At 66.6% G+C, this 18,411-nt stretch carries 13 protein-coding genes and 5 pseudogenes; 15 read left to right on the forward strand and 3 right to left on the reverse strand.

All coding sequences use genetic code 11. The features are described from left to right. Positions 1 to 44: 44 nt before the first annotated feature. Positions 45 to 261: pseudogene (locus ACFWYW_RS44950) on the forward strand (cytochrome P450); the annotation flags it as partial. A gap of 50 nt (positions 262 to 311) precedes the next feature. On the opposite strand, the pseudogene ACFWYW_RS44955 reads toward ACFWYW_RS44950, so the two are convergent. Continuing rightward, a pseudogene (locus ACFWYW_RS44955) lies at positions 312 to 596 on the reverse strand (helix-turn-helix domain-containing protein); the annotation flags it as partial. Positions 597 to 763: 167 nt separating this feature from the next. Between ACFWYW_RS44955 and ACFWYW_RS44960 the strand changes: the two are divergent. The 4 genes and pseudogenes from ACFWYW_RS44960 to ACFWYW_RS44975 all read left to right on the forward strand — a co-directional run. Then, positions 764 to 1,417 (forward strand): hypothetical protein, encoded by a 654-nt coding sequence (locus ACFWYW_RS44960; protein WP_379626610.1) that lies wholly within the window; start codon positions 764 to 766, stop codon positions 1,415 to 1,417. Positions 1,418 to 1,754: 337 nt separating this feature from the next. After that, positions 1,755 to 1,907 (forward strand): hypothetical protein, encoded by a 153-nt coding sequence (locus ACFWYW_RS44965; protein ID WP_379626608.1) that lies wholly within the window; start codon positions 1,755 to 1,757, stop codon positions 1,905 to 1,907. A gap of 54 nt (positions 1,908 to 1,961) precedes the next feature. Then, a complete protein-coding gene (locus ACFWYW_RS44970; protein ID WP_379626606.1) occupies positions 1,962 to 2,282 on the forward strand; it encodes a nitroreductase/quinone reductase family protein in 321 nt (106 codons plus the stop codon). A 162-nt stretch (positions 2,283 to 2,444) separates the two neighbouring features. Then, positions 2,445 to 2,645, forward strand: a pseudogene (locus ACFWYW_RS44975) (ISL3 family transposase); the annotation flags it as partial. 16 nt (positions 2,646 to 2,661) lie between these two features. Here the strand turns inward: ACFWYW_RS44975 and ACFWYW_RS44980 are convergent. Then, the gene (locus ACFWYW_RS44980; RefSeq protein ID WP_379626604.1) at positions 2,662 to 3,300 is read right to left on the reverse strand and encodes a TetR/AcrR family transcriptional regulator; all 639 of its coding nucleotides are present in this window, start codon (positions 3,298 to 3,300) and stop codon (positions 2,662 to 2,664) included. Positions 3,301 to 3,463: 163 nt separating this feature from the next. On the opposite strand from ACFWYW_RS44980, the gene ACFWYW_RS44985 reads away from it, so the two are divergent. The 8 genes from ACFWYW_RS44985 to ACFWYW_RS45020 all read left to right on the forward strand — a co-directional run bounded on the left by ACFWYW_RS44985 (position 3,464) and on the right by ACFWYW_RS45020 (position 16,469). After that, on the forward strand, positions 3,464 to 5,224 hold the full coding sequence (locus tag ACFWYW_RS44985; protein ID WP_379626602.1) for an ABC transporter ATP-binding protein: 1,761 nt from the start codon (positions 3,464 to 3,466) through the stop codon (positions 5,222 to 5,224). Then, positions 5,224 to 6,981, forward strand: coding sequence for an ABC transporter ATP-binding protein (locus ACFWYW_RS44990; RefSeq protein ID WP_379626599.1), 1,758 nt, complete (start codon positions 5,224 to 5,226; stop codon positions 6,979 to 6,981). Before ACFWYW_RS44985 ends, ACFWYW_RS44990 begins: the two co-directional genes overlap by 1 nt. Continuing rightward, on the forward strand, positions 6,978 to 7,595 hold the full coding sequence (locus ACFWYW_RS44995; protein WP_379626597.1) for an MptD family putative ECF transporter S component: 618 nt from the start codon (positions 6,978 to 6,980) through the stop codon (positions 7,593 to 7,595). Before ACFWYW_RS44990 ends, ACFWYW_RS44995 begins: the two co-directional genes overlap by 4 nt. Beyond that, the gene (locus ACFWYW_RS45000) at positions 7,592 to 8,332 is read left to right on the forward strand and encodes an energy-coupling factor transporter transmembrane component T family protein (protein WP_379626595.1); all 741 of its coding nucleotides are present in this window, start codon (positions 7,592 to 7,594) and stop codon (positions 8,330 to 8,332) included. Before ACFWYW_RS44995 ends, ACFWYW_RS45000 begins: the two co-directional genes overlap by 4 nt. Then, a complete protein-coding gene (locus ACFWYW_RS45005; RefSeq protein WP_379626593.1) occupies positions 8,329 to 9,756 on the forward strand; it encodes an ABC transporter ATP-binding protein in 1,428 nt (475 codons plus the stop codon). The genes ACFWYW_RS45000 and ACFWYW_RS45005 overlap by 4 nt, the downstream gene beginning before the upstream one ends. Before the next feature lie 179 nt (positions 9,757 to 9,935). Further along, positions 9,936 to 10,160 (forward strand): hypothetical protein, encoded by a 225-nt coding sequence (locus ACFWYW_RS45010; protein WP_379626591.1) that lies wholly within the window; start codon positions 9,936 to 9,938, stop codon positions 10,158 to 10,160. Positions 10,161 to 10,850: 690 nt separating this feature from the next. Continuing rightward, positions 10,851 to 15,341, forward strand: coding sequence for a LamG-like jellyroll fold domain-containing protein (locus ACFWYW_RS45015; RefSeq protein ID WP_379626589.1), 4,491 nt, complete (start codon positions 10,851 to 10,853; stop codon positions 15,339 to 15,341). Positions 15,342 to 15,407: 66 nt separating this feature from the next. Next, positions 15,408 to 16,469: a hypothetical protein gene (locus ACFWYW_RS45020; RefSeq protein WP_379626587.1), complete on the forward strand. Its 1,062-nt coding sequence runs from the start codon at positions 15,408 to 15,410 to the stop codon at positions 16,467 to 16,469. A 227-nt stretch (positions 16,470 to 16,696) separates the two neighbouring features. On the opposite strand, the gene ACFWYW_RS45025 is transcribed toward ACFWYW_RS45020, so the two are convergent. Further along, positions 16,697 to 17,098 carry a hypothetical protein gene (locus tag ACFWYW_RS45025; RefSeq protein WP_379626629.1) on the reverse strand — a complete coding sequence of 134 codons (402 nt, stop codon included), beginning with the start codon at positions 17,096 to 17,098 and terminating at the stop codon, positions 16,697 to 16,699. Here ACFWYW_RS45025 and ACFWYW_RS45030 point away from each other — a divergent pair. Together ACFWYW_RS45030 and ACFWYW_RS45035 are read left to right on the forward strand one after the other, a co-directional pair. Further along, positions 17,070 to 18,261 (forward strand): annotated as a pseudogene (locus ACFWYW_RS45030) (IS30 family transposase). The gene ACFWYW_RS45025 and the pseudogene ACFWYW_RS45030 sit on opposite strands and share 29 nt — an antisense overlap. A gap of 7 nt (positions 18,262 to 18,268) precedes the next feature. Further along, positions 18,269 to 18,411: pseudogene (locus ACFWYW_RS45035) on the forward strand (IS3 family transposase); the annotation flags it as partial.

Genomic DNA, 18,411 nt, shown 5'->3' on the forward strand with positions numbered 1-18,411 from the left:
ATGAACCACGTCGACGTACCAAGAAGTTCCCCATGACCGGAGTCAACCGCGACCCCGCACGCTTCACCGATTCGGACCTGTTCGGCCACGGCGTGTAACCAGTGCCTCGGCCGGCAGCTCGCCCGTATGGAGATGCGCATCGCCTATCCCGCGCTGCTGCGGCGCTTCCCGACGCTGAAGCTCGCTGTGCTCCCCGAGCAGGTGCCGATGCGGACGGACAGGGCGGTCTACGGCGTGGACCAGCTCCTGGTCGAGTGGTAGCCAGCGCCAGCCAGGCCATCCACGGCGCGTACGCGAGATCGGATAGCCCCTCACCAGGCCACCTCTCCAAAGTCCGCTGAGATCCATGTCAGGACAAGCGGGGGCTGGAGGGAGTGGCCGTCAGAGAGGCGCCGGTCGTAGCCGGCCATGGCGGCCAGGTGTCGCCGGGGGTCGGTGGTGGCTTCCAGTTCGTCGATCGCCTGGGGCAGGTCGGCGGCCAGGTCCGCGGCGTCGGCCAGTGCCCAGACCAGCCCTGCCTTGTTCTGGTACGCGGCGTACACGGTCGGGACGGCGACCCCGGCTTCCCGAGCGACGTCGCGCACGGTGGTCGCCCCCCATCCTTGTGCGCGGCGTCGGCGATCTCCGCTCGCGTCTGATGTGCCTGTGCCACGCGGCGCAGTGAGGTGTAGCGGCGTCGTCCTGGCTCGTTCTCCATGATTGCATCAAGCCCTTCCGCCGCTTATATTCAATATATGTATCGTAAATTCAACTGGTTGGCGCCGTGACCGTCACCAGTCTGGCGGGCGCGGCAGGCATCGGATTCGTCCTGCTCGCAGTCGTCATCAACGTCATCTACGTCCGGGCCGGGCTCCCGCTCCCCACCTCCGGCCAATCCCTGGAGGCGAACACCGACGCGCTGGCCGCCGTCGGCAAACGCATCAACCTCCCCTCGGTCTTCGCGCCGGCCAGCTGGCTGTTCACCACCCTGTTCGCCGCCGGTCTGCTCGCCGTGCTCTGGCGCGGCGACCAGACCGCCAGCAATATCTGGGCCCTGACCGGCTTCGCCGGCGTCCTCATGCAGAACGCCACCTTCATGGTGGTCGAATCACTGCGCTTCGGGATGACCGCGGCCGCCCGACATCACCGCGGCTCGGTAGCCGGGCTGTGGGCGTTCAGCAACGTGCTCTTCGGGTTCAACCAGGTCTTCCTGGCCATCGCGGTACTCGGCTTCACCGCCGCGGGAGCCGGCCTCGCGTTCATCCCCGCCTGGCACGCGTGGCTGGGCTGGATCAGCGCCGCCCTGCTGTTCATTTCCTCCACGGCCGCCCCGTACAACGCCGACAGCACCAACCGCATCGCACTGACGGGCCTGTTCGGCTGGCTCGGCTGGGCCTCCTGGATCGTCGTCTACAGCATTGCCCTGCTGAACATCTGAGGGAGGAGCAAGCACATGATCCTTGTGGCCGGGCAGCCGGGTCGTTCGCGAACTCACCGCGGCAGGCGCGGAAGTACGGACGCTGACCAGACGTCCCGACGATGCCCGGCGATCTCCTGGTGGCGGCGTCCGCCGGGGTGGCGTTCGAGGGCGTGGACGTGGTCTATCTGTTCCCCGTACCGGGCTGGCCCCTCGCCGACCTGCTGGCGAACGCGCGTATGGCCGGTGTACGCAGGATCGTCCTGCTGTCCTCGGCCTCCCTCCCCGGTGAGCCCAGCGTGATCGAGCGGCAGCATCGCGCCAACGAGGACGCCGTACGCGCCTCCGGCCCGCGTTCATGGCCAACGACCTGTCATGGGCGCCCGCCATCCGTACCGAGGACACGGTGTACAACGCCTTCCCCGACGCCTCGCCGGCACCGGTCGACGAGTACGACGTCGCCGCGGTCATCGCCGCCGCGTTGAAGCCGAAGAGAGCAGGCAAAAGATGACAAAGGCCGCTCTGAGCGACGCCTCCACCACACGACCGATGAAAGGTGCATGACATGACCACCGGCCACTCCGGCAAGGTCGCCGGGCCGACCGGACCGTACCGTGCGAGCCGGATCACACGGGCGGGCAACGTGATCGTCGGCGTGCTCATCCGTGCCGGTCTGATCCCCCATTGCCACCTGTTGACCACCCGGGGCCGCAAGAGCGGCCGCCTGCGCACCCAGCCCGTGACCGTCATCGAACACGAGGGCAGACGCTGGCTGGTCGCTCCCTACGGGGAGGTCGCCTGGGTGCTCAACGCCGAAGCCGGACTCCACCCCGCCTTCGAGCTCACCCCGCTCGACGGCGACCCCTGGTCAAAGGGATACGCCTGAGCTGTTCTTTATCCTCCGGCTCGTTGCGGTGGACGCGGGTTTGATCGTTTCGCGGATGGTCGGCTCTGGCTCCGTAATCGGTGGTGGCGCTGAGTGATCATCTGCCGGCCTGGGCCGTGCTGAAGATCGACGATCTTACGGGTGTGGTGTTTGCGGGTCTGGACGAACAGGCTCACCGGCCAGGTAGGCGCGGTGGTCAAGGAACTGGCCGGCCGGGCGGGTGCCCGACTGTCAGTGGTCCTGGCCATCACGATCTCGAGGTCCACGGCACTGCGCCTGCTCATGCGAGTGCCGCTGCCACCGCTGCGGACCCCACGCGTGCTGGGCGTCGATGACTTCGCGCTCAAACGACGGCATCGGTATGGTCCCGATGATCGGATCAGTCGCGGCCGGGACGGGCGAGGGCGTTCACCAGAGTGCGGAGCCCGGTCAGGAAGGCGCTCTCGTGGTCGAAGGCGCGGAACACGCGGTGGATGCGTTCCGGATCCTCCGCCGCGGACGCCAGCAGTTCCTCGCGGGAACTGCGTCGTTCGGGGGTGGCGGCGGGCAGGAAGCTCAGGTGGCCGAGAACGTACCACCAGAGCTGGAGGTAGGCGTCGGTGGCGCGGTGGTCGTCGAGGCCGAGGTCGCCGAACCGGTCCAGGGCCCAGGTGAACATCAAGGTGGCCCGGGGGGCGAACCATTCGCCCTGCCGCAGGATCTCGACGACCCACACATGCCGCGCGAGATAGGCGTCCAGCCCGGCGAACGCGGTGACCAGGCGCTCCTGCGGCGTGCCCTCGTCGCCTGGTAGCGGCGGCAGCCCTTTCGCCACGTCGTCCAGCAGGGCGAGGATCAGTTCGCGCTTGTCCTCGACATGCCGGTATATCGCCATCGGCGCCGCGCCCAGTTCGGCGGCGACCCGGCGGATGGTCAGCCCTTCGATGCCCTCGGACTCGGCCACCCGGCGCCCGGCGGCCACCACCACCTCGCGGGTGAGGAACTGGCGGCGTCGGCTGGCACTCGAACGGGCGATCACTCCCTCCACTGTAGTGGCGCGAGCCTACTGCCGACCCTGAAGTAAGGCTACCCTTGCTTTAGTGTACTAAGTACGCAAGAGTTCGCGAAGCGAGATGCCTCTAGCGCTCGAAAATGATTATCGTTACTCTCTCGCTGTCCGGCTTGAGGTGAAAGGTGGGGGAATGTCCTTGATGGCAACGGCGCAGCGGGCGCCATCGGTGCTGGCTCCGGCACGCGCCACACTGATCGGCTGCGGTCTCCTGACCGCGGTCAGCGCGCTCGCCGGCATGGCGCCCCTGGTGGCCGTGGTGGAGATCAGCCGCCGGTTGCTGGGCGGTGACACGGACGTGTGGCCGATCATCGTAGTCGCGCTCGTGGCGCTGGCGGTCAAGCAGCTCGGCACCTTCGGCGCGGGCGTTCTGACACATCTGGCCGACATCCGGGTCTCCTTCGGCATCCGCCGCGCCCTGCTGGGCAAGTTGCGCAGGCTCCCCCTCGGCTGGTTCACCGATCGCAACTCCGGAACGGTGAAGAAGACCGTCGAGGACGACGTGGCGGCACTTCACCAGCTCATCGCGCACTCCGTGGTGGAGGTCACCGCGGCTGCGGTCCCGCCGGTGGTGGCGATCGTGTACCTCGTGGTCGTCGACTGGCGCATGGCTCTGGTCGGCCTGCTGCCCATGGTGGTCGGGCTGGTCGTCTACCAGCGGGCGATGGCCGACGCGGGCACGAAGTACCCGGAGTTCATGGAGTGGCTGACCCGCCTCAACGGCGCCGCGGTCGAGTTCGTCAACGGCATCGGCGTCGTGAAGGCGTTCGGCGCGCCCGGCGCCGCCAGCAGCCGCTTCCGGGACGTCTCGCGGAGCTTCGCGCGGTTCTTCCTGGACTGGGCCCGCTCGACGAGCTCTGCGGGCGTCATCGCGGAGATCCTCCTGTCGCCGCCCAGCGTGCTCGTCGTCATGGCGAGCGCGGGAGGCGCGCTCACCGCGGCGGGTCAGTTGCCGGTCGAGAGCTTCATCGCCTTCCTGGTGTTCGGTACGGTCACCACCGCGGGCTTGATGACGGTCATGATGTCGATCCATCCGCTGGTCACGGCCATGAGCGTGGCCCGGCGCATCCGCGACGTGCTCTCCGGCCCCGAACTGCCCGTCCCGGCCCGCCCGGTCGTGCCCGACCAGGACACGCCGGGCCCCGTGGTCAGGATGCGCGGGGTCCGTTTCGCCTACGGCGACACCGTGGCGCTGGACGGAGTGGACCTGGACCTCGAACGCGGCACGGTGACCGCGCTGGTCGGCCCGTCCGGCTCGGGCAAGTCCACGCTGGCCAAGCTGCTGCCCCGCTTCGACGACCCGCAGGAGGGGACCGTCGAGCTCTACGGCGTCGGCCTGCGTGACATCGACCCCGCCGAGCTGTACCGCCACGTGGCCTTCGTCTTCCAGGACGCGGCGCTGCTGCGCATGAGCATCAGGGACAACATCCGCCTGGCCCGCCCGGACGCCGACGACGCGGCCGTTCGCGCCGCCGCCGCCAAGGCACAGATCCTTGACCGCCTCGACGAACTGCCCCGCGGACTCGACTCCGTGGCCGGTGAGGACGCCGAGTTGTCCGGCGGCGAACGGCAGCGGGTGTGCATCGCCCGCGCGATCCTCGCCGACCGGCCGGTGCTGGTGCTGGACGAGGCGACCGCGAGCGCCGACCCGGAGAACGAGGCCCGCATCCAGGACGCCCTGAGCGAGGTCGCCCGCGACCGCACCGTGCTGGTCATCGCCCACCGGCTGAGCACCGTGCGCGGCGCCGACCGGATCGTCGTGCTGGACGGCGGCCGGGTGGTGGAGCGGGGGCGGCACGAGGAACTGCTGGCTCTCGACGGGCTCTACGCGCGCCTGTGGGAGCACGATCAGCGCACGCGCGAGGACATCGTGGCCGGAACGGAGACGCGCTGATGATCACCATGATCCGATACCTGTCCGAGGTGCTGGACGAGAAGGGCCGGCGTCATCTGCGGGTCATGCTCATGGCACAGGCGGCGCAGGGAGTCCTGCAGGGACTGGGCTTCCTGTTCGTGGCGCCGCTCGTCGCGAGCCTGACGAGCCCGCCCGTGGACTGGAGCCGGTTCTGGCTCTGGCTGGGCGCGATCGTCGCCGCGGTCGGCGTCCATCACGTGCTGCTGGCCAAGAGCACCTCGCTGGGCTACCTCGTCGGCACGGACGTGCTCACCAGCTTCCACGAGCGCATCGGCAACCACCTCGCCACGCTCCCGATCGGCTGGTTCGGCGGCGACCGTACCGGACCGGTCGGGCGCATACTCGGCAAGGGCACCATGGACGTGGCCAACATCCCCGCCCACCTGCTGAGGCATGTCGTCGTCGGTGTGACCGCGCCCACGGTCATGATCATCGGCAGCTTCCTGCTCGACTGGCGGATCGGCCTGGCCTTCACCGCCGGCGCGGTGGTGTGCGCCCTGGCGCTGCGGCTGCTCATGGTGATCGTCCGCCGTAACGACGACGACTACGAGCACGACATCGGCGCGACGTCCTCCCGCATCGTCGAGTACGCCCGCCAGCAGCCGGTCCTGCGTGCCTACGGTGTGCTCGACCGGCCGGAGATGGGCACGCTGGAGGAGTCCCTGATCCGTCAGGAAGGGTCGCAGTCCCGCCTGACGATCCGCGGCGCGTGGGGGCTGATCGTGTTCTTCGGCACCCTGCAACTCGTGGTCACGGCCGTCATCGCGCTCGCGGTCGCACTCACCCTGCAGAGCGCCATCGCGCTTCCGGTCATGATCGGCGTACTGATCGTCACCCTGCGCATGCTGGACCCGATCACCCAGCTCGGCGAGCTGGCCGGGCACGTACAGGTCAACGCCGACGCCATCGGGCGCGTCCGCGCGCTGCTGGCGGTGCCACCGCTGCCCGAGCCGGAGCGCCCCGCCGAGCCCGCGGGCTCCGGCATCGAGCTGCGCGGAGTCCGCTTCGGCTACGAGGACGGCCCGGTCGTCCTCGACGGCGTCGACGTGACGATCCCGCCGGGGAGCTTCACCGCCATCGTGGGGCCGTCCGGCGCGGGCAAGAGCACGCTGCTGAAGCTCATCGGCCGCTTCTTCGACGTCGACGCGGGCACGGTCGCCATCGGCGGGCGGGACGTCCGCGAGCTCGGGAGCGCGGGCGTGTCCCGGCTGACGGCACAGGTGTTCCAGGACGTCTACCTGTTCGAGGGCACCATCGCCGACAACCTCCGCATGGCCGCGCCGGACGCGAGCGACGCCGACCTCGACCGCGTGGCCGCCATCGCGCGGCTCGACGAGGTCGTCGAACGCCTCCCCGACGGCTGGCACACCCGGGTCGGCGAGGCGGGCTCGACCCTGTCCGGCGGCGAGAAGCAGCGGGTCTCGATCGCCCGCGCCCTGCTCAAGGACGCTCCCGTCGTGCTCCTGGACGAGGCCACGGCCGCCCTCGACGCGGCCAACGAGGCCGCCGTCGCCGACGCCATCACCGAACTGGCCCGCGACCGCACCGTCATCGTCGTCGCCCACCGCCTGTCCACCGTGGTCGCCGCCGGCCGCATCCTCGTCCTCGACCGAGGAAAGATCACCGAGCAGGGCGACCACGACGAGCTCCTCGCCGCGGGAGGCACCTACGCCCGCTTCTGGAACGAGCGGGTACGCGCCCGCGGCTGGCAACTCGCCTCGAAGGGAACACCGTGACCACGACCACTCCGCCCGAGCGCCGTCTCGACCTGCGCATGAGCCCGAGAGACCTCATCAACATCGGCGTCTTCGGCGCCCTCTACCTCGCCGTCGTGTTCGCGATCAACATGCTGGGCTTCCTCAACCCGGCCGTCATGCTGGCCGCCCTCGTCGCGAGCATCGTGGCCGCCGGAGTCCCGTTCATGCTGTTCCTCACCCGGGTACGGCACGCGGGCATGGTCACGGTCTTCGCGATCATCACCGGCGGGTTCCTCATGCTCACCGGGCATCCGCTGATCAGCTTCGTTATCACCATCGGATGCGCGCTGGCCGCGGAGCTGATCATCTGGGCCGGCCGGTACGCCTCACGCCGCCTGAGCGTGCTCGCCTACGCCGTCTACTCCGCCTGGTACGCCGGGCCGATGATGCCCATCTTCTACGACCGCGACGCCTACTTCACCGGACCTTCGATGCAGGCGATGGGCGCCGACTTCGTCAGCCAGATGCAGACGTTGCTCTCCCCGCCGGTCCTGCTCGCCTTCGACGTCTCCACGATCGTCTTCGGCCTGCTCGGCGGGCTGCTCGGCGTGCGGCTGACCCGCAAGCACTTCGAGAAGGCGGGCCTGGCGTGAGCACTGGCACCATGGCGTCGCGCGGGCGCGCCGCGACGGCGGCTCGCCCGAGCCCGCTGCTGCGGCTGGACCCGCGGACCAAAGCGCTGCTCGTGTTCGCGACGAGCCTGGTGGTCATGGCCCCGCAGGGCGCCTCGTTCGTGCTCGCGGCGCTCGTCCTCGGCGTGCTGCTCGCGCTCAACGAGGGTGCCTGGGTACGCGCGCTCGCCCTGCCGGCCGGTGCCGCCGCCATCGGAACGGTCGCCTACCTGCTACCGGTACTCCTCCCGCATCCGGCGGTCGGCATGGTCGCGACCCTGGCCGCGTACCTCGTCCGTTTCGTCGCCATCGGCGGCGTGGCCCTGCACCTGATCTCCACGACCTCTCCCACGGAGCTGACGGCGGCGCTGCGCGCCGCCCGGGTGCCGAGAGCGATCACCGTCTCCGCGGCCGTGATGCTGCGGTTCCTGCCGACGATCTTCGCCGAGGCCCGCGCCGTGTACGACGCCATGCGGCTACGGGGGATCGGCGGATGGAGCGGCATGCTGCGCCACCCCGTGCTCGGCATCGAACGCTTCACGGTCCCGCTCATCGCCTCCAGCCTGCGCGTCGCCGAGGACCTGTCCGCCTCCGCTCTGCTACGCGGGCTCGGCTCGACCGCGCGCCCCACCGCCATGCGCCCGCCGCGGCTCGCCGCCGCAGACGGCGCGGCCGTTCTCGCCGCGCTGGCGCTGGGCACGGCCACGGTCCTGTGGTGATCCGGATCGACGGGGCGCGCTGGACCTACGCCGGCGCGACAAGCCCCACGCTCGACGGCCTCACCCTGCACGTGCGGCAAGGGGAGACGGTCGTGCTGTGCGGACCCAGCGGATCGGGCAAGAGCACCGCGCTCAGGCTCATGAACGGCCTCATCCCGCACTTCCACGACGGCGAACTCGACGGCACCGTGCACCTCGACGGGCAGGCCGTCGCCGACCTGACGCTCGACCAGGTCGGCCGCCGCACCGGCACCGTGCTCCAGCATCCCCGCCGCCAGTTCTTCACCGACGAGTGCGAGGCCGAACTCGCCTTCGCGATGGAGAACTTCGGCGAGCCCGCCGAGCGCATCAGGGAACGTGTGAGCGCAGTCGCCACCGGCCACCACCTGCGCCCTCTCGTCGGACGCAGGCTGCAGAACCTGTCCGGTGGACAGCAACAGCAGGTTGCATGTGCCGCCGCGACCGCTCACGATCCGTCGCTGCTGCTGTTCGACGAGCCCACCTCGAACCTGTCCGCCGCCGCGATCGAGCGCTTCACGGCCACGCTGGCCCGGCTCCGCGCGAGCGGCGCGACCATCGTCATCGCCGAGCACCGCCTGCACTTCCTGCGCGGCGTCGCCGACCGCGTCGTCGCCCTGCGCGAGGGCCGCGTCGACGCGCAGTGGCGGGGTGCGGAGTTCGCCGCCCTCGACGACGACACCCTGGCGGCCGAAGGGTTGCGTTCCCTCAAGCCCGTCCGGCGCCCGGAGGCACCCCGCGTCTTCGCCCAGGGCCCCAGCGTCGACCCGGGCACGCCTTCGGCGCGGCGCTCGGGGGCAGGCGTGACCCTGCGCGGCGTCCGGTGCGCCTTCCACGGCCGCCGGGTGCTCGACATCGAGGAGGCGTACCTGCCAGCCGGCGCGATCACCGCCGTGACCGGCCAGAACGGCGCCGGCAAGAGCACGCTCGCCCGCGTACTGACCGGCCTGCAACGGCACGAGGGTGAGGTGTCGCTGGACGGGCGGCGGCTCGGCCGGGCCGAACGCCAGCGCGTGAGCGGTCTCGTCATGCAGGACGTGCAACGGCAACTGTTCACCGACAGCGTGAGCGCCGAGCTCAGACTCAGCGGGTCCGGCGCGCAGCAGGTCGGCGGCCTCCTGCGTGACCTCGACCTCGAGTCCCTGCGGGACCGGCACCCGTTGTCCCTCTCGGGCGGGCAGCAGCAACGCCTGGTCGTCGCCGCAGCCCGGCTCGGCGCTCGCCGGATCGTCGTGTTCGACGAGCCCAGCTCCGGCGTCGACCGCCGTCACCTGCACTCCGTCGCGCGGATCATGCGCGAGCTCGCCGCCGAAGGCATCACCGTGCTCGTCATCAGCCACGACGACGAACTCCTGGCCCTCGCCGCCGACCAGGAACTCAGGCTCAGGGCCCTCGACGGAGCGTGAGCGAGCAAGGTGTCGATCACCTGGCCGGCCGAGCCATCCGCGTCGGTGGGGCTGGGCCAGACGCACCATGCTCCTGTTGATACCTGCGTCCGCCCAGCTCACAGCGAAGTTGGCCTTGCACGGCGTGCGCCGGCTCCGGCCCTCGGCAGACGGAGACGCATGCGGAACGATGATCGGCCGTGCTGGTTCGCCTGGCCTGTCTCGCCGTCACGAACGCCTTCGCCGCGTCGCGGCTCCTGCGTAGGGGCGATCGAGACAAGGACATCGAGATCATCGCCCTCCGCCACCAGATCACCGTTCGCGAACGGCAGTTTGGCGCCGGCACCAGGGCGAGATTCGCTCCCGAGGACCGTGCCCTCCTTGCCGTCCCGCTGACGTCGAGGAGGGCCGGCACGGCGATCTGATGGGACGGCGTCATGCCCACGCCTGCAGACGCAGATGATGGTGGACGCCGAGGTCGGGCAGCGGTGCGGTGCCGGCTACGGCGAGGTGTCCGACCAGCGCGTCAACTCCCGTAACGGCTGGAGTCCTCCGCCAGTACGCACATGCTGCTTGAACTGCACGGATGAATTTTCGGCAGGCGCAGAGCTTTGGCATCGGACACGCCTGCGATCGGGCGAGCAGCGCGATCCAACCGAATACCCGTAAAACGATCAAGTACCACAGCCGCAGAGCCATCCTGCGATCCTGCAGGAGCCGAGCCATCGAACACAGCAAAACCCCAGATCAAGCCCCGTGACACATATTCGGTACCTAGACCGTCCGTGACGCGACCCATCTCAACGCCCTGCGGTCCATCCGCCGAAGATCCATCGTCGCAGGCATGATCAGCGAATACCAACACGCTGCTTAACTGCAGCCCAGCGTACGCAACTCAATATTCGAGCGGCACACTACAACAGTACATCTACATTTATTCTACACGGCGGTCCGACATTAACGGAGTGCGCCCTTCCCATTACTAAAGGCGCTCTTTCATTTATTCGTATCTTATGTGATGATCGGGACTGTTTTGCCAACCTCGACGGGAGGCTACGGTGTCTACCTATCGATTAGCGTCCGGCTTACTGTCTCGCGCACGCCGGTACTTCTACATGATCGCTGCTCTGACACTCTCGGTATCGCTTCTTACGGCTCCGGCGATCGCGCAAGGACCGCCGCCATCCCCGCCTCCCAGCGCCAAGGTAGCGCGGACCGCCGCCCCGAACCCGACCGATGTCGCGTTGGCAAAGGCCAAGGAAGTCAACGAGCGAGTCGAGGTCGAGGCGCTACGCTCGGCGACTGCGACCTACTATGCCAATCCGGACGGGAAGACCCTGCGTGCCGAACTGTCCAGTGTCCCGATCCGGGTCAAGACAGACGACGGCTGGCGCCCAATCGACCTCACCTTGGTCGAAAAGGATGGTGCGCTGCGACCCAAGACCGCTCCAGGCGATTTGGTCCTATCGCGTGGCAACGACTCTACCGTCGCGACTTTCTCCGGCGAAAAAGGCCGCATGGCCTTCGCCTCTCCGAGCACGCTGCCCAAGCCGACTGTTAAAGGGAATGTAGCCACATATCCTTCCGCATATGGGCCAGGCATCGACCTGGTTGTCTCCGTCATGCCCAGCGGGTTCCGGCACGACGTGGTGATCCGCCAGCGACCCACCAACGCCCTAGAGTTACGTGTGCCGATGCGCCTGTCTAGTGGAACGAAGCTTGGTATCGGGGCGGACAAGACCCCCGGTCTTCTGAATGCGACAGGTGAAGAAGCCGCGGATCTTGCGGCCGCACCAGTGATCGATGCAGCAGCTATGAGAGATCCCGACAAGGGCAACATCAGCCAAGCCAAGGCCAAAATAGACGGCAACAACGTGATCTACACCGCGCCGGCGACCTTCCTGAACGATCCAACCACCACCTACCCAGTGACAGTGACCACAGCGTCGGAGACATGGGAGGGGACAGGGATCGCGGGTGACACCCATGTAAGCAACGTGCTGCCGGACGGCAGCGCCAACGCCACTCTGCCATGGCTGCTGGCCGGCAAGTCGCACAGCGGCTCTCGTACGCACCGCACATACATCATGTTCCACATCAGCGGGACCCCGCTGGAAGGCGGCACCGTCCACAACGCCGACCTGCGCCTGCACAACCAGGACTCCCACACCTGCAGCGACACCGACAGTCCCGGCATCGACCTGCAACGCGTCACCAGCCCCTGGAACACCGGCACGATCAGCTGGAACAACCAGCCCTCCACCGTGCTGTCCGGCCACGTCGCCAACCGCGGCGCCTACAGCGCCACCCGCTGCCCCGAGGGCGAAGGCGAGCTCTACTACTCCATCGAGCTCATCGTCCAGGCCTGGATGAACGGCACCCCCGACCTCGGCGTCCGCCTCAACTCCGTCATCGAACCCGACAGCACACAGAACTGGCGCTACTACCGCTCCCACGAATATGGCGGCTACGACACCTACCCCTTCACCCCCCGCGGCCCCGTCCTGTTCATCCAGTACACGCCCGCCGACCGACCAGTGAGCGCAGTTGCTTGGCGATACACAGAGCCCGAGGCAAGCACCTATGACGAGATCGAGGCCCTGGCCAACGATCCTGCTCGCGCGCGGGCTACGCAATCCGTCGGTCCTGATCCCGTCGGCCCGAGTTGGGAGGAAGCGCAGCAAGCCAAGGAATCAGGTAGCGAGTTCGATATCCAGGACGCGGAGCAGCAGACGCCCCTGCCACATGAGTCGGATCCGCCTGTCGAACCGGAACCCGATACAACTCTTCCGACGGTCGTGGAGACTTCACCCGCTCGTGATGCAACTGGTGTTCCCATCATCACGACCATCAGGGCTACCTTCGGCGAAGCGGTTAGAGGCAGCGACATCCAGGTGAAGAAGCAGGATGGCGGCGCTGTGGCGGGAACGCCTGTTTACGCTAATAGGACGCTCACGTTCACCCCTTCTGCACCGCTTGCAGCAGACACCAGGTACACGGTCGAGGTTACGAAAGCCACTGACTACGCGGACAACGTGATGGCCCCCCACTCTTGGGCCTTCACGACAGCCAACGCATCGCTGGAAGGTCTGGTGGCTGCCTTCGGTTTGGAAGAGGGCACCGGTTCGACGGTCGCCGACGCATCGGGCAACAACAACTCCGGCGTCGCCCAGAGCACCACCTGGGCTACCGGAAAGCACGGCAACGCGCTGTCGTTTAACGGTGTGGACGCCACCGTTACCGTGCCGCACAGCTCATCGCTCCGACTGACCGACGGGATGACACTGTCAGCCTGGGTGAACCCGGCCGCCGTTGATGGCTACCGCACCGTGGTCATGAAAGATCACACCAACGGCTCGGCCTACGGCCTGTATTCCTCCGACGGCGACGGTGTGCCATCGAGCTGGCTGCTCAAGCCCGACGGCAGCAGCCACAACAGCCTGAGCGGACCATCCCCACTACCCGCCGGCACTTGGAGCCATGTGGCTGTCACCTACGACGGCTCCAACGCCCACATGTACGTAAACGGAACCCAAGTCGCGACCACGGCCATGACCGGCAGCCTGATCGATGACAACGGCACTCTCCGCCTGGGCGGAAACACCAAGTGGGGCGAATACTTCAAGGGACTCATCGACGAAGTCCGCGTCTACAACCGCGCCCAGACCCCCGCACAAATCCAGACAGACATGAATACCGCCATTGCGCCACCGGGCCCTGAGCCCGAGCCAGAGAGCGGATTGGTGGCTGCCTTCGGTTTGGAAGAGGGCACCGGTTCGACGGTCGCCGACGCATCGGGCAACAACAACTCCGGCGTCGCCCAGAGCACCACCTGGGCTACCGGAAAGCACGGCAACGCGCTGTCGTTTAACGGTGTGGACGCCACCGTTACCGTGCCGCACAGCTCATCGCTCCGACTGACCGACGGGATGACACTGTCAGCCTGGGTGAACCCGGCCGCCGTTGATGGCTACCGCACCGTGGTCATGAAAGATCACACCAACGGCTCGGCCTACGGCCTGTATTCCTCCGACGGCGACGGTGTGCCATCGAGCTGGCTGCTCAAGCCCGACGGCAGCAGCCACAACAGCCTGAGCGGACCATCCCCACTACCCGCCGGCACTTGGAGCCATGTGGCTGTCACCTACGACGGCTCCAACGCCCACATGTACGTAAACGGAACCCAAGTCGCGACCACGGCCATGACCGGCAGCCTGATCGATGACAACGGCACTCTCCGCCTGGGCGGAAACACCAAGTGGGGCGAATACTTCAAGGGACTCATCGACGAAGTCCGCGTCTACAACCGCGCCCAGACCCCCGCACAAATCCAGACAGACATGAACGCACCTGTGGTGTCAGCACCCAAGGCACGATCGCTGGAAAAGGCACGGACGGCGATGGCGGCTGATGACAATAACCCTCAACCGCCGCCGGCCATCTACGAGTACGGCAGAATGACGCCGGATGATTGTAAGCGAAACTTCAGCCGATCGAATCGTCCAGAGGGGTATGCGCGGAATCACTTCTCCTGGTGCTCGACGTCAAACCTGGACTTATTTCACCAGCCCGGCCGCACTCCCACGATCATGGATTTCCACGCAAAGATCGTCATCATGGCCTATACTTTCAACGGTAACAACAGCGTCGAGACCAACAACGGCGGCACCAGTCGCGACATATTCGTTGATGTTCACGTCTACGACGTCCGCACAAGAGGCGGCGCTACTGCCAAGCACCTCACTCTCGGGGTCGAGCCCGTCGGAACCGGCTGCGAGCACGTAACCTCGTGGGGCGGTAGCCCCACGATCAACTATCGCACCAAGCCGATCGGTCTTTGGCAGGACTTCGGCTCCGCCCGGTTCAGGTTGAGGTGCCCCGACAGCAAGGCTCCATCGCAGCGTCACATAAAATGGAGCCCGCTCTTCGATGAGACAGTGTACAACCTCGAAAAGATGAGCATCAGCGGCTTCAAGATGTACGGCTATTCTCCGGACTGGCCCTCTCCTCAAGGGGGGTACGGATACGCCAACTCGCTCGGAGCATCGGAAGGCGGGTCGATTGTACGCTGCGACTCCGCCACCTACATCAAGCCGCAAGGCGGCTGCGTCTTCAACTCCGCCACTCCCATGATGATCTGGAAACTGGGCCAAGGATACGACACCGCCTATCAGCACTACTGGAAAGCGTGCTACCAGGCTCACGACACATTCCCCGTACACCCTGACAAGCGACTGCCGGGCTGCTACCGACCTGGCGCAATGAAAGACAACTACCTCCACCGAGAAGACTCCGAAGTCGCAGAGAGCGTACACAAGAAGACATGGAAGGCTTGCACAGGCATCTGGGGTTCATACGCACCAGCCGGCAAAGAATGCGACGAGTACCCGTTCGCGGGAAGCTTCGAGCGCGCAAACGCAGCACCCAGCATGTTCTCGCTATGCCCCATCCGCGCAGACCACAACGGCCTGGCCGGGACGCTCCTGGAGAACAGATTCTTCATCAAGGACAGAGTCATAGTCGGGGACATCTACTACAACAAACTCAACACCACTCTCGAAAACCCGCCGACTAAGGAAGAACTCTGCGGCAGGCCAGTGCCATAACTGCCACCTGGCGACCTGAAGGCTAGGGGTGGCGAGCACGACCCGCCACCCCTTAGTCTCGGCACCATGACGGGACTGCGGACAGACGCCGACAGCACCATCGAGCACTACATGGACCTTCTGGTTCAACACGAGTGGCTCGCGCGCGGCGGGCTCGGCTGGTCTGTCGTTTGCCGTCTCGACCCCACCGGCTCAGCCGAACAAGCAGTAGTCGAATCCCTAGGAGCGTCCCCTGTATACCGCGACGTCGATATACGGGAGAGCGATCTTTACCCCACGGTCGAGCTATTCATTAGCGTCGACAGCAATTGCGTGTCCATCTTGGAGCGCGACGGGATTTATCACAGCAAAATTGAGTGGCTTCGATGGCTGAGCAGAGATGCACGCCTGTGGCACGTATCCTGGCACGCTCGCGGGCACGAGCAATTCGTTTACGCGGAGAACGGACAACTACTCGTCCATTACCCCGAATTCCGCATGGACGACGCAACAATCTATGGCGAGATACCTCCACTGCTGGAGGACCATATTCGAATCCTGATCGGCTCCCCAAGTAACGAGCGGCTAATCAAGCGCGCCGCCGCCATGGCCACCGTAGAAAGCGCGAGCAGCTTCCAGTTGCGTGACTCAATGTTAATCGGCACACAACGCGCTCTGCTAGCCGATCGGTTAATTGAAGGAGACCCCAACCGGGCTCTATCCCTTCGGCATGTGGATTCCGAACTATATGGGCACGTGTCGGAGGCAAATACGACTCAGCGCCGCCAGATATGCCTGCTTGTTCTCAACCGCATGGCCCAACGGTACTTCGCTAAATCAACCGAAGTAGTAAAGGCTGCGAACGCTGGCGTGAACCAGGATGTCCAAGCGCTAGGGGAACTGATGCCAGGCCTTATCGAACACAGCATCAACCTGGGAAGGGAATGGTTCAACGGGCCAGGCGGCACTCCCCGTGAAGAAGACCGCCGCTGGATGCGATGGCAGGCGAGTATCGCCACAAGGCTCGCCCTCCAAGCCCTCGCCGAGGATACGGGCAGCTTCGAGATGCTCATAGCTGCCAAAAGCGCCACAGGAAAGGGATGGCCAGAACTGCGCGCACAGATCACCAAGAAGATCATCGCTAGATAGGCGCAGCAATACCCCAAGCACTACTGAGGGGCCATGGTGATTCCGGATAGCCGCCTTATGGTCGCAGCTTATGCGGCTGTTTGGTTGGTAAGGGACTCGTTGAATACTTCCAGGGGCGGGCGGTAGCCGAGCGCCGAGTGCAGGCGCCGGTGGTTGTAGAACCCTTCGATGTAGCGGATGACCTGCCGTCGTGCCTTGGCCCGGGTGGTGAAGACGAAGCGATGCAGTCACTCGTTCTTGAGCGCGGAGAGGAACGACTCGGCCATCGCGTTGTCCCAGCAGACCCCGGTGCGCCCCACCGAGCGGCGGATGTCCAGGCTGGCCAGGAAGCGGCCGAACTCGTCTGAGGTGTACAGGGCGGATTCAACTGGTCGTCGCAACACCTTGATCGTGGAGGTGTTGATGGGCAGGCCGGCGGGTTGGATGAAGGCGTTGACCGGCAGGGCGCCGATGAAGTCTCCGGGGGCGCCTTCGCTGCGGCGGGAGATCGAGCGCGCGTTCTGGCGTGAGATCGCCAAAGGGGTGACCAGCGAAGAGGCTGCCGCCGCGGTCGGCGCGTCGTCGGCCACGGGGAGCCGGTGGTTCCGGGAGCGTGGCGGGATGCCGACGTTCATGGTCAGTCCGCGCACCGGTCGATATCTGTCGTTTGCCGAGCGGGAAGAGATCGCCTTGCTGAAGGCCGAGGGAGTGGGAGTGCGGCAGATCGCTCGGCGGCTGGTCCGTGCGCCGTCGACTCTCTCCAGGGAGTTGCGCCGCAACGCGGGGTGGCAAGCTGGAGTACCGGGCCTCGGTGGCGCAGCGGAAGGCAGAACTGCTGGCCCTGCGGCCCAAGGCAGCCAAGCTGGTGACCAACGAGCGGTTGCGCGAGTACGTGCAGCAGCGGCTGTCGGGGCAGGTCCGTCACCCGGACGGGACGGTGGTGCCTGGGCCGGTGGCCGCGCGGTGGAAGGGCCGCAACAAGCCACGGCGGCAGGACCGGAGGTGGGCGCAGGCATGGAGTCCGGAGCAGATCGCCAATCGGTTGAAGCTCGATTTCCCCGAGGATGAGACGATGCGGATCTCGCACGAGGCCATCTACCAGGCCTTGTATGTTCAGAGCCGTGGAGCGCTCAAGCGGGAGCTGGTCGCCTGCCTGCGCACCGGACGCGCGCTGCGCGTCCCTCGAGCACGTTCCCGTAAGCGCGCCATCGGCCACGTCACGCCGGAGGTGATGATCAGCCAACGGCCCGCCGAGGCCGAGGACCGAGCCATTCCTGGGCATTGGGAAGGCGACCTCATCATCGGCACCGACCGCTCCGCGATCGGCACGCTGGTCGAGCGCACGACACGGTTCACCCTGCTGCTGCACCTGCCCCGGATGGACGGCTACGGCATCCAACCACGAGTGCACAACGGCCCGGCGCTGGCCGGCCGCGGCGCCGAGGCCGTTAAGGACGCGATCGCCGCCACCATCACCACGTTGCCCGAGCAACTGCGCCGCTCGCTCACCTGGGACCGAGGTACGGAACTCGCCCAGCACGCCCAACTACGGATCGACACCGGAGTCGCGATCTACTTCGCCGACCCGCACAGCCCCTGGCAACGCGACACGAACGAGAATACGAACGGCCTGCTGCGCCAGTACTTCCCCAAGGGCACCGACCTGTCCCGATGGACGGCTGAGGAGATCGACGCCGTCGCCACCACTCTCAACAGCAGGCCCCGAAAGACACTCGGCTGGAAAACACCCGCCGAGGCCCTCAATGAGCTACTCTCCCAGCCAACAACCAGCGGTGTTGCGACCACCGGTTGAGCCCAAGCAGTACACGTCCTTCCGATTCACCACGCACCTACTAGCCGCCGGGATCGACGCCTCCATCGGCACCGTCGGCGACGCGCTCGACAACGCCCTGATGGAATCGCAGATCGGCCTGTTCAAGACCGAGCTGATCAAGCCCCGCGG

Origin of the sequence: Nonomuraea sp. NPDC059023 (assembly GCF_042740095.1) — a bacterium.
In the GTDB taxonomy this organism is placed as follows: Bacteria; Actinomycetota; Actinomycetes; order Streptosporangiales; family Streptosporangiaceae; genus Nonomuraea.

Excerpts from the sequence above, each read along its gene's own strand:
- ACFWYW_RS44965 (WP_379626608.1), top strand. The coding sequence starts at position 1,755 with ATGGCCAACGACCTGTCATGGGCGCCCGCCATCCGTACCGAGGACACG.
- ACFWYW_RS44970 (WP_379626606.1), top strand. The coding sequence starts at position 1,962 with ATGACCACCGGCCACTCCGGCAAGGTCGCCGGGCCGACCGGACCGTAC.
- ACFWYW_RS44985 (WP_379626602.1), top strand. The coding sequence starts at position 3,464 with ATGTCCTTGATGGCAACGGCGCAGCGGGCGCCATCGGTGCTGGCTCCG.
- ACFWYW_RS44990 (WP_379626599.1), top strand. The coding sequence starts at position 5,224 with ATGATCACCATGATCCGATACCTGTCCGAGGTGCTGGACGAGAAGGGC.
- ACFWYW_RS45015 (WP_379626589.1), top strand. The coding sequence starts at position 10,851 with ATGATCGCTGCTCTGACACTCTCGGTATCGCTTCTTACGGCTCCGGCG.
- ACFWYW_RS45020 (WP_379626587.1), top strand. The coding sequence starts at position 15,408 with ATGACGGGACTGCGGACAGACGCCGACAGCACCATCGAGCACTACATG.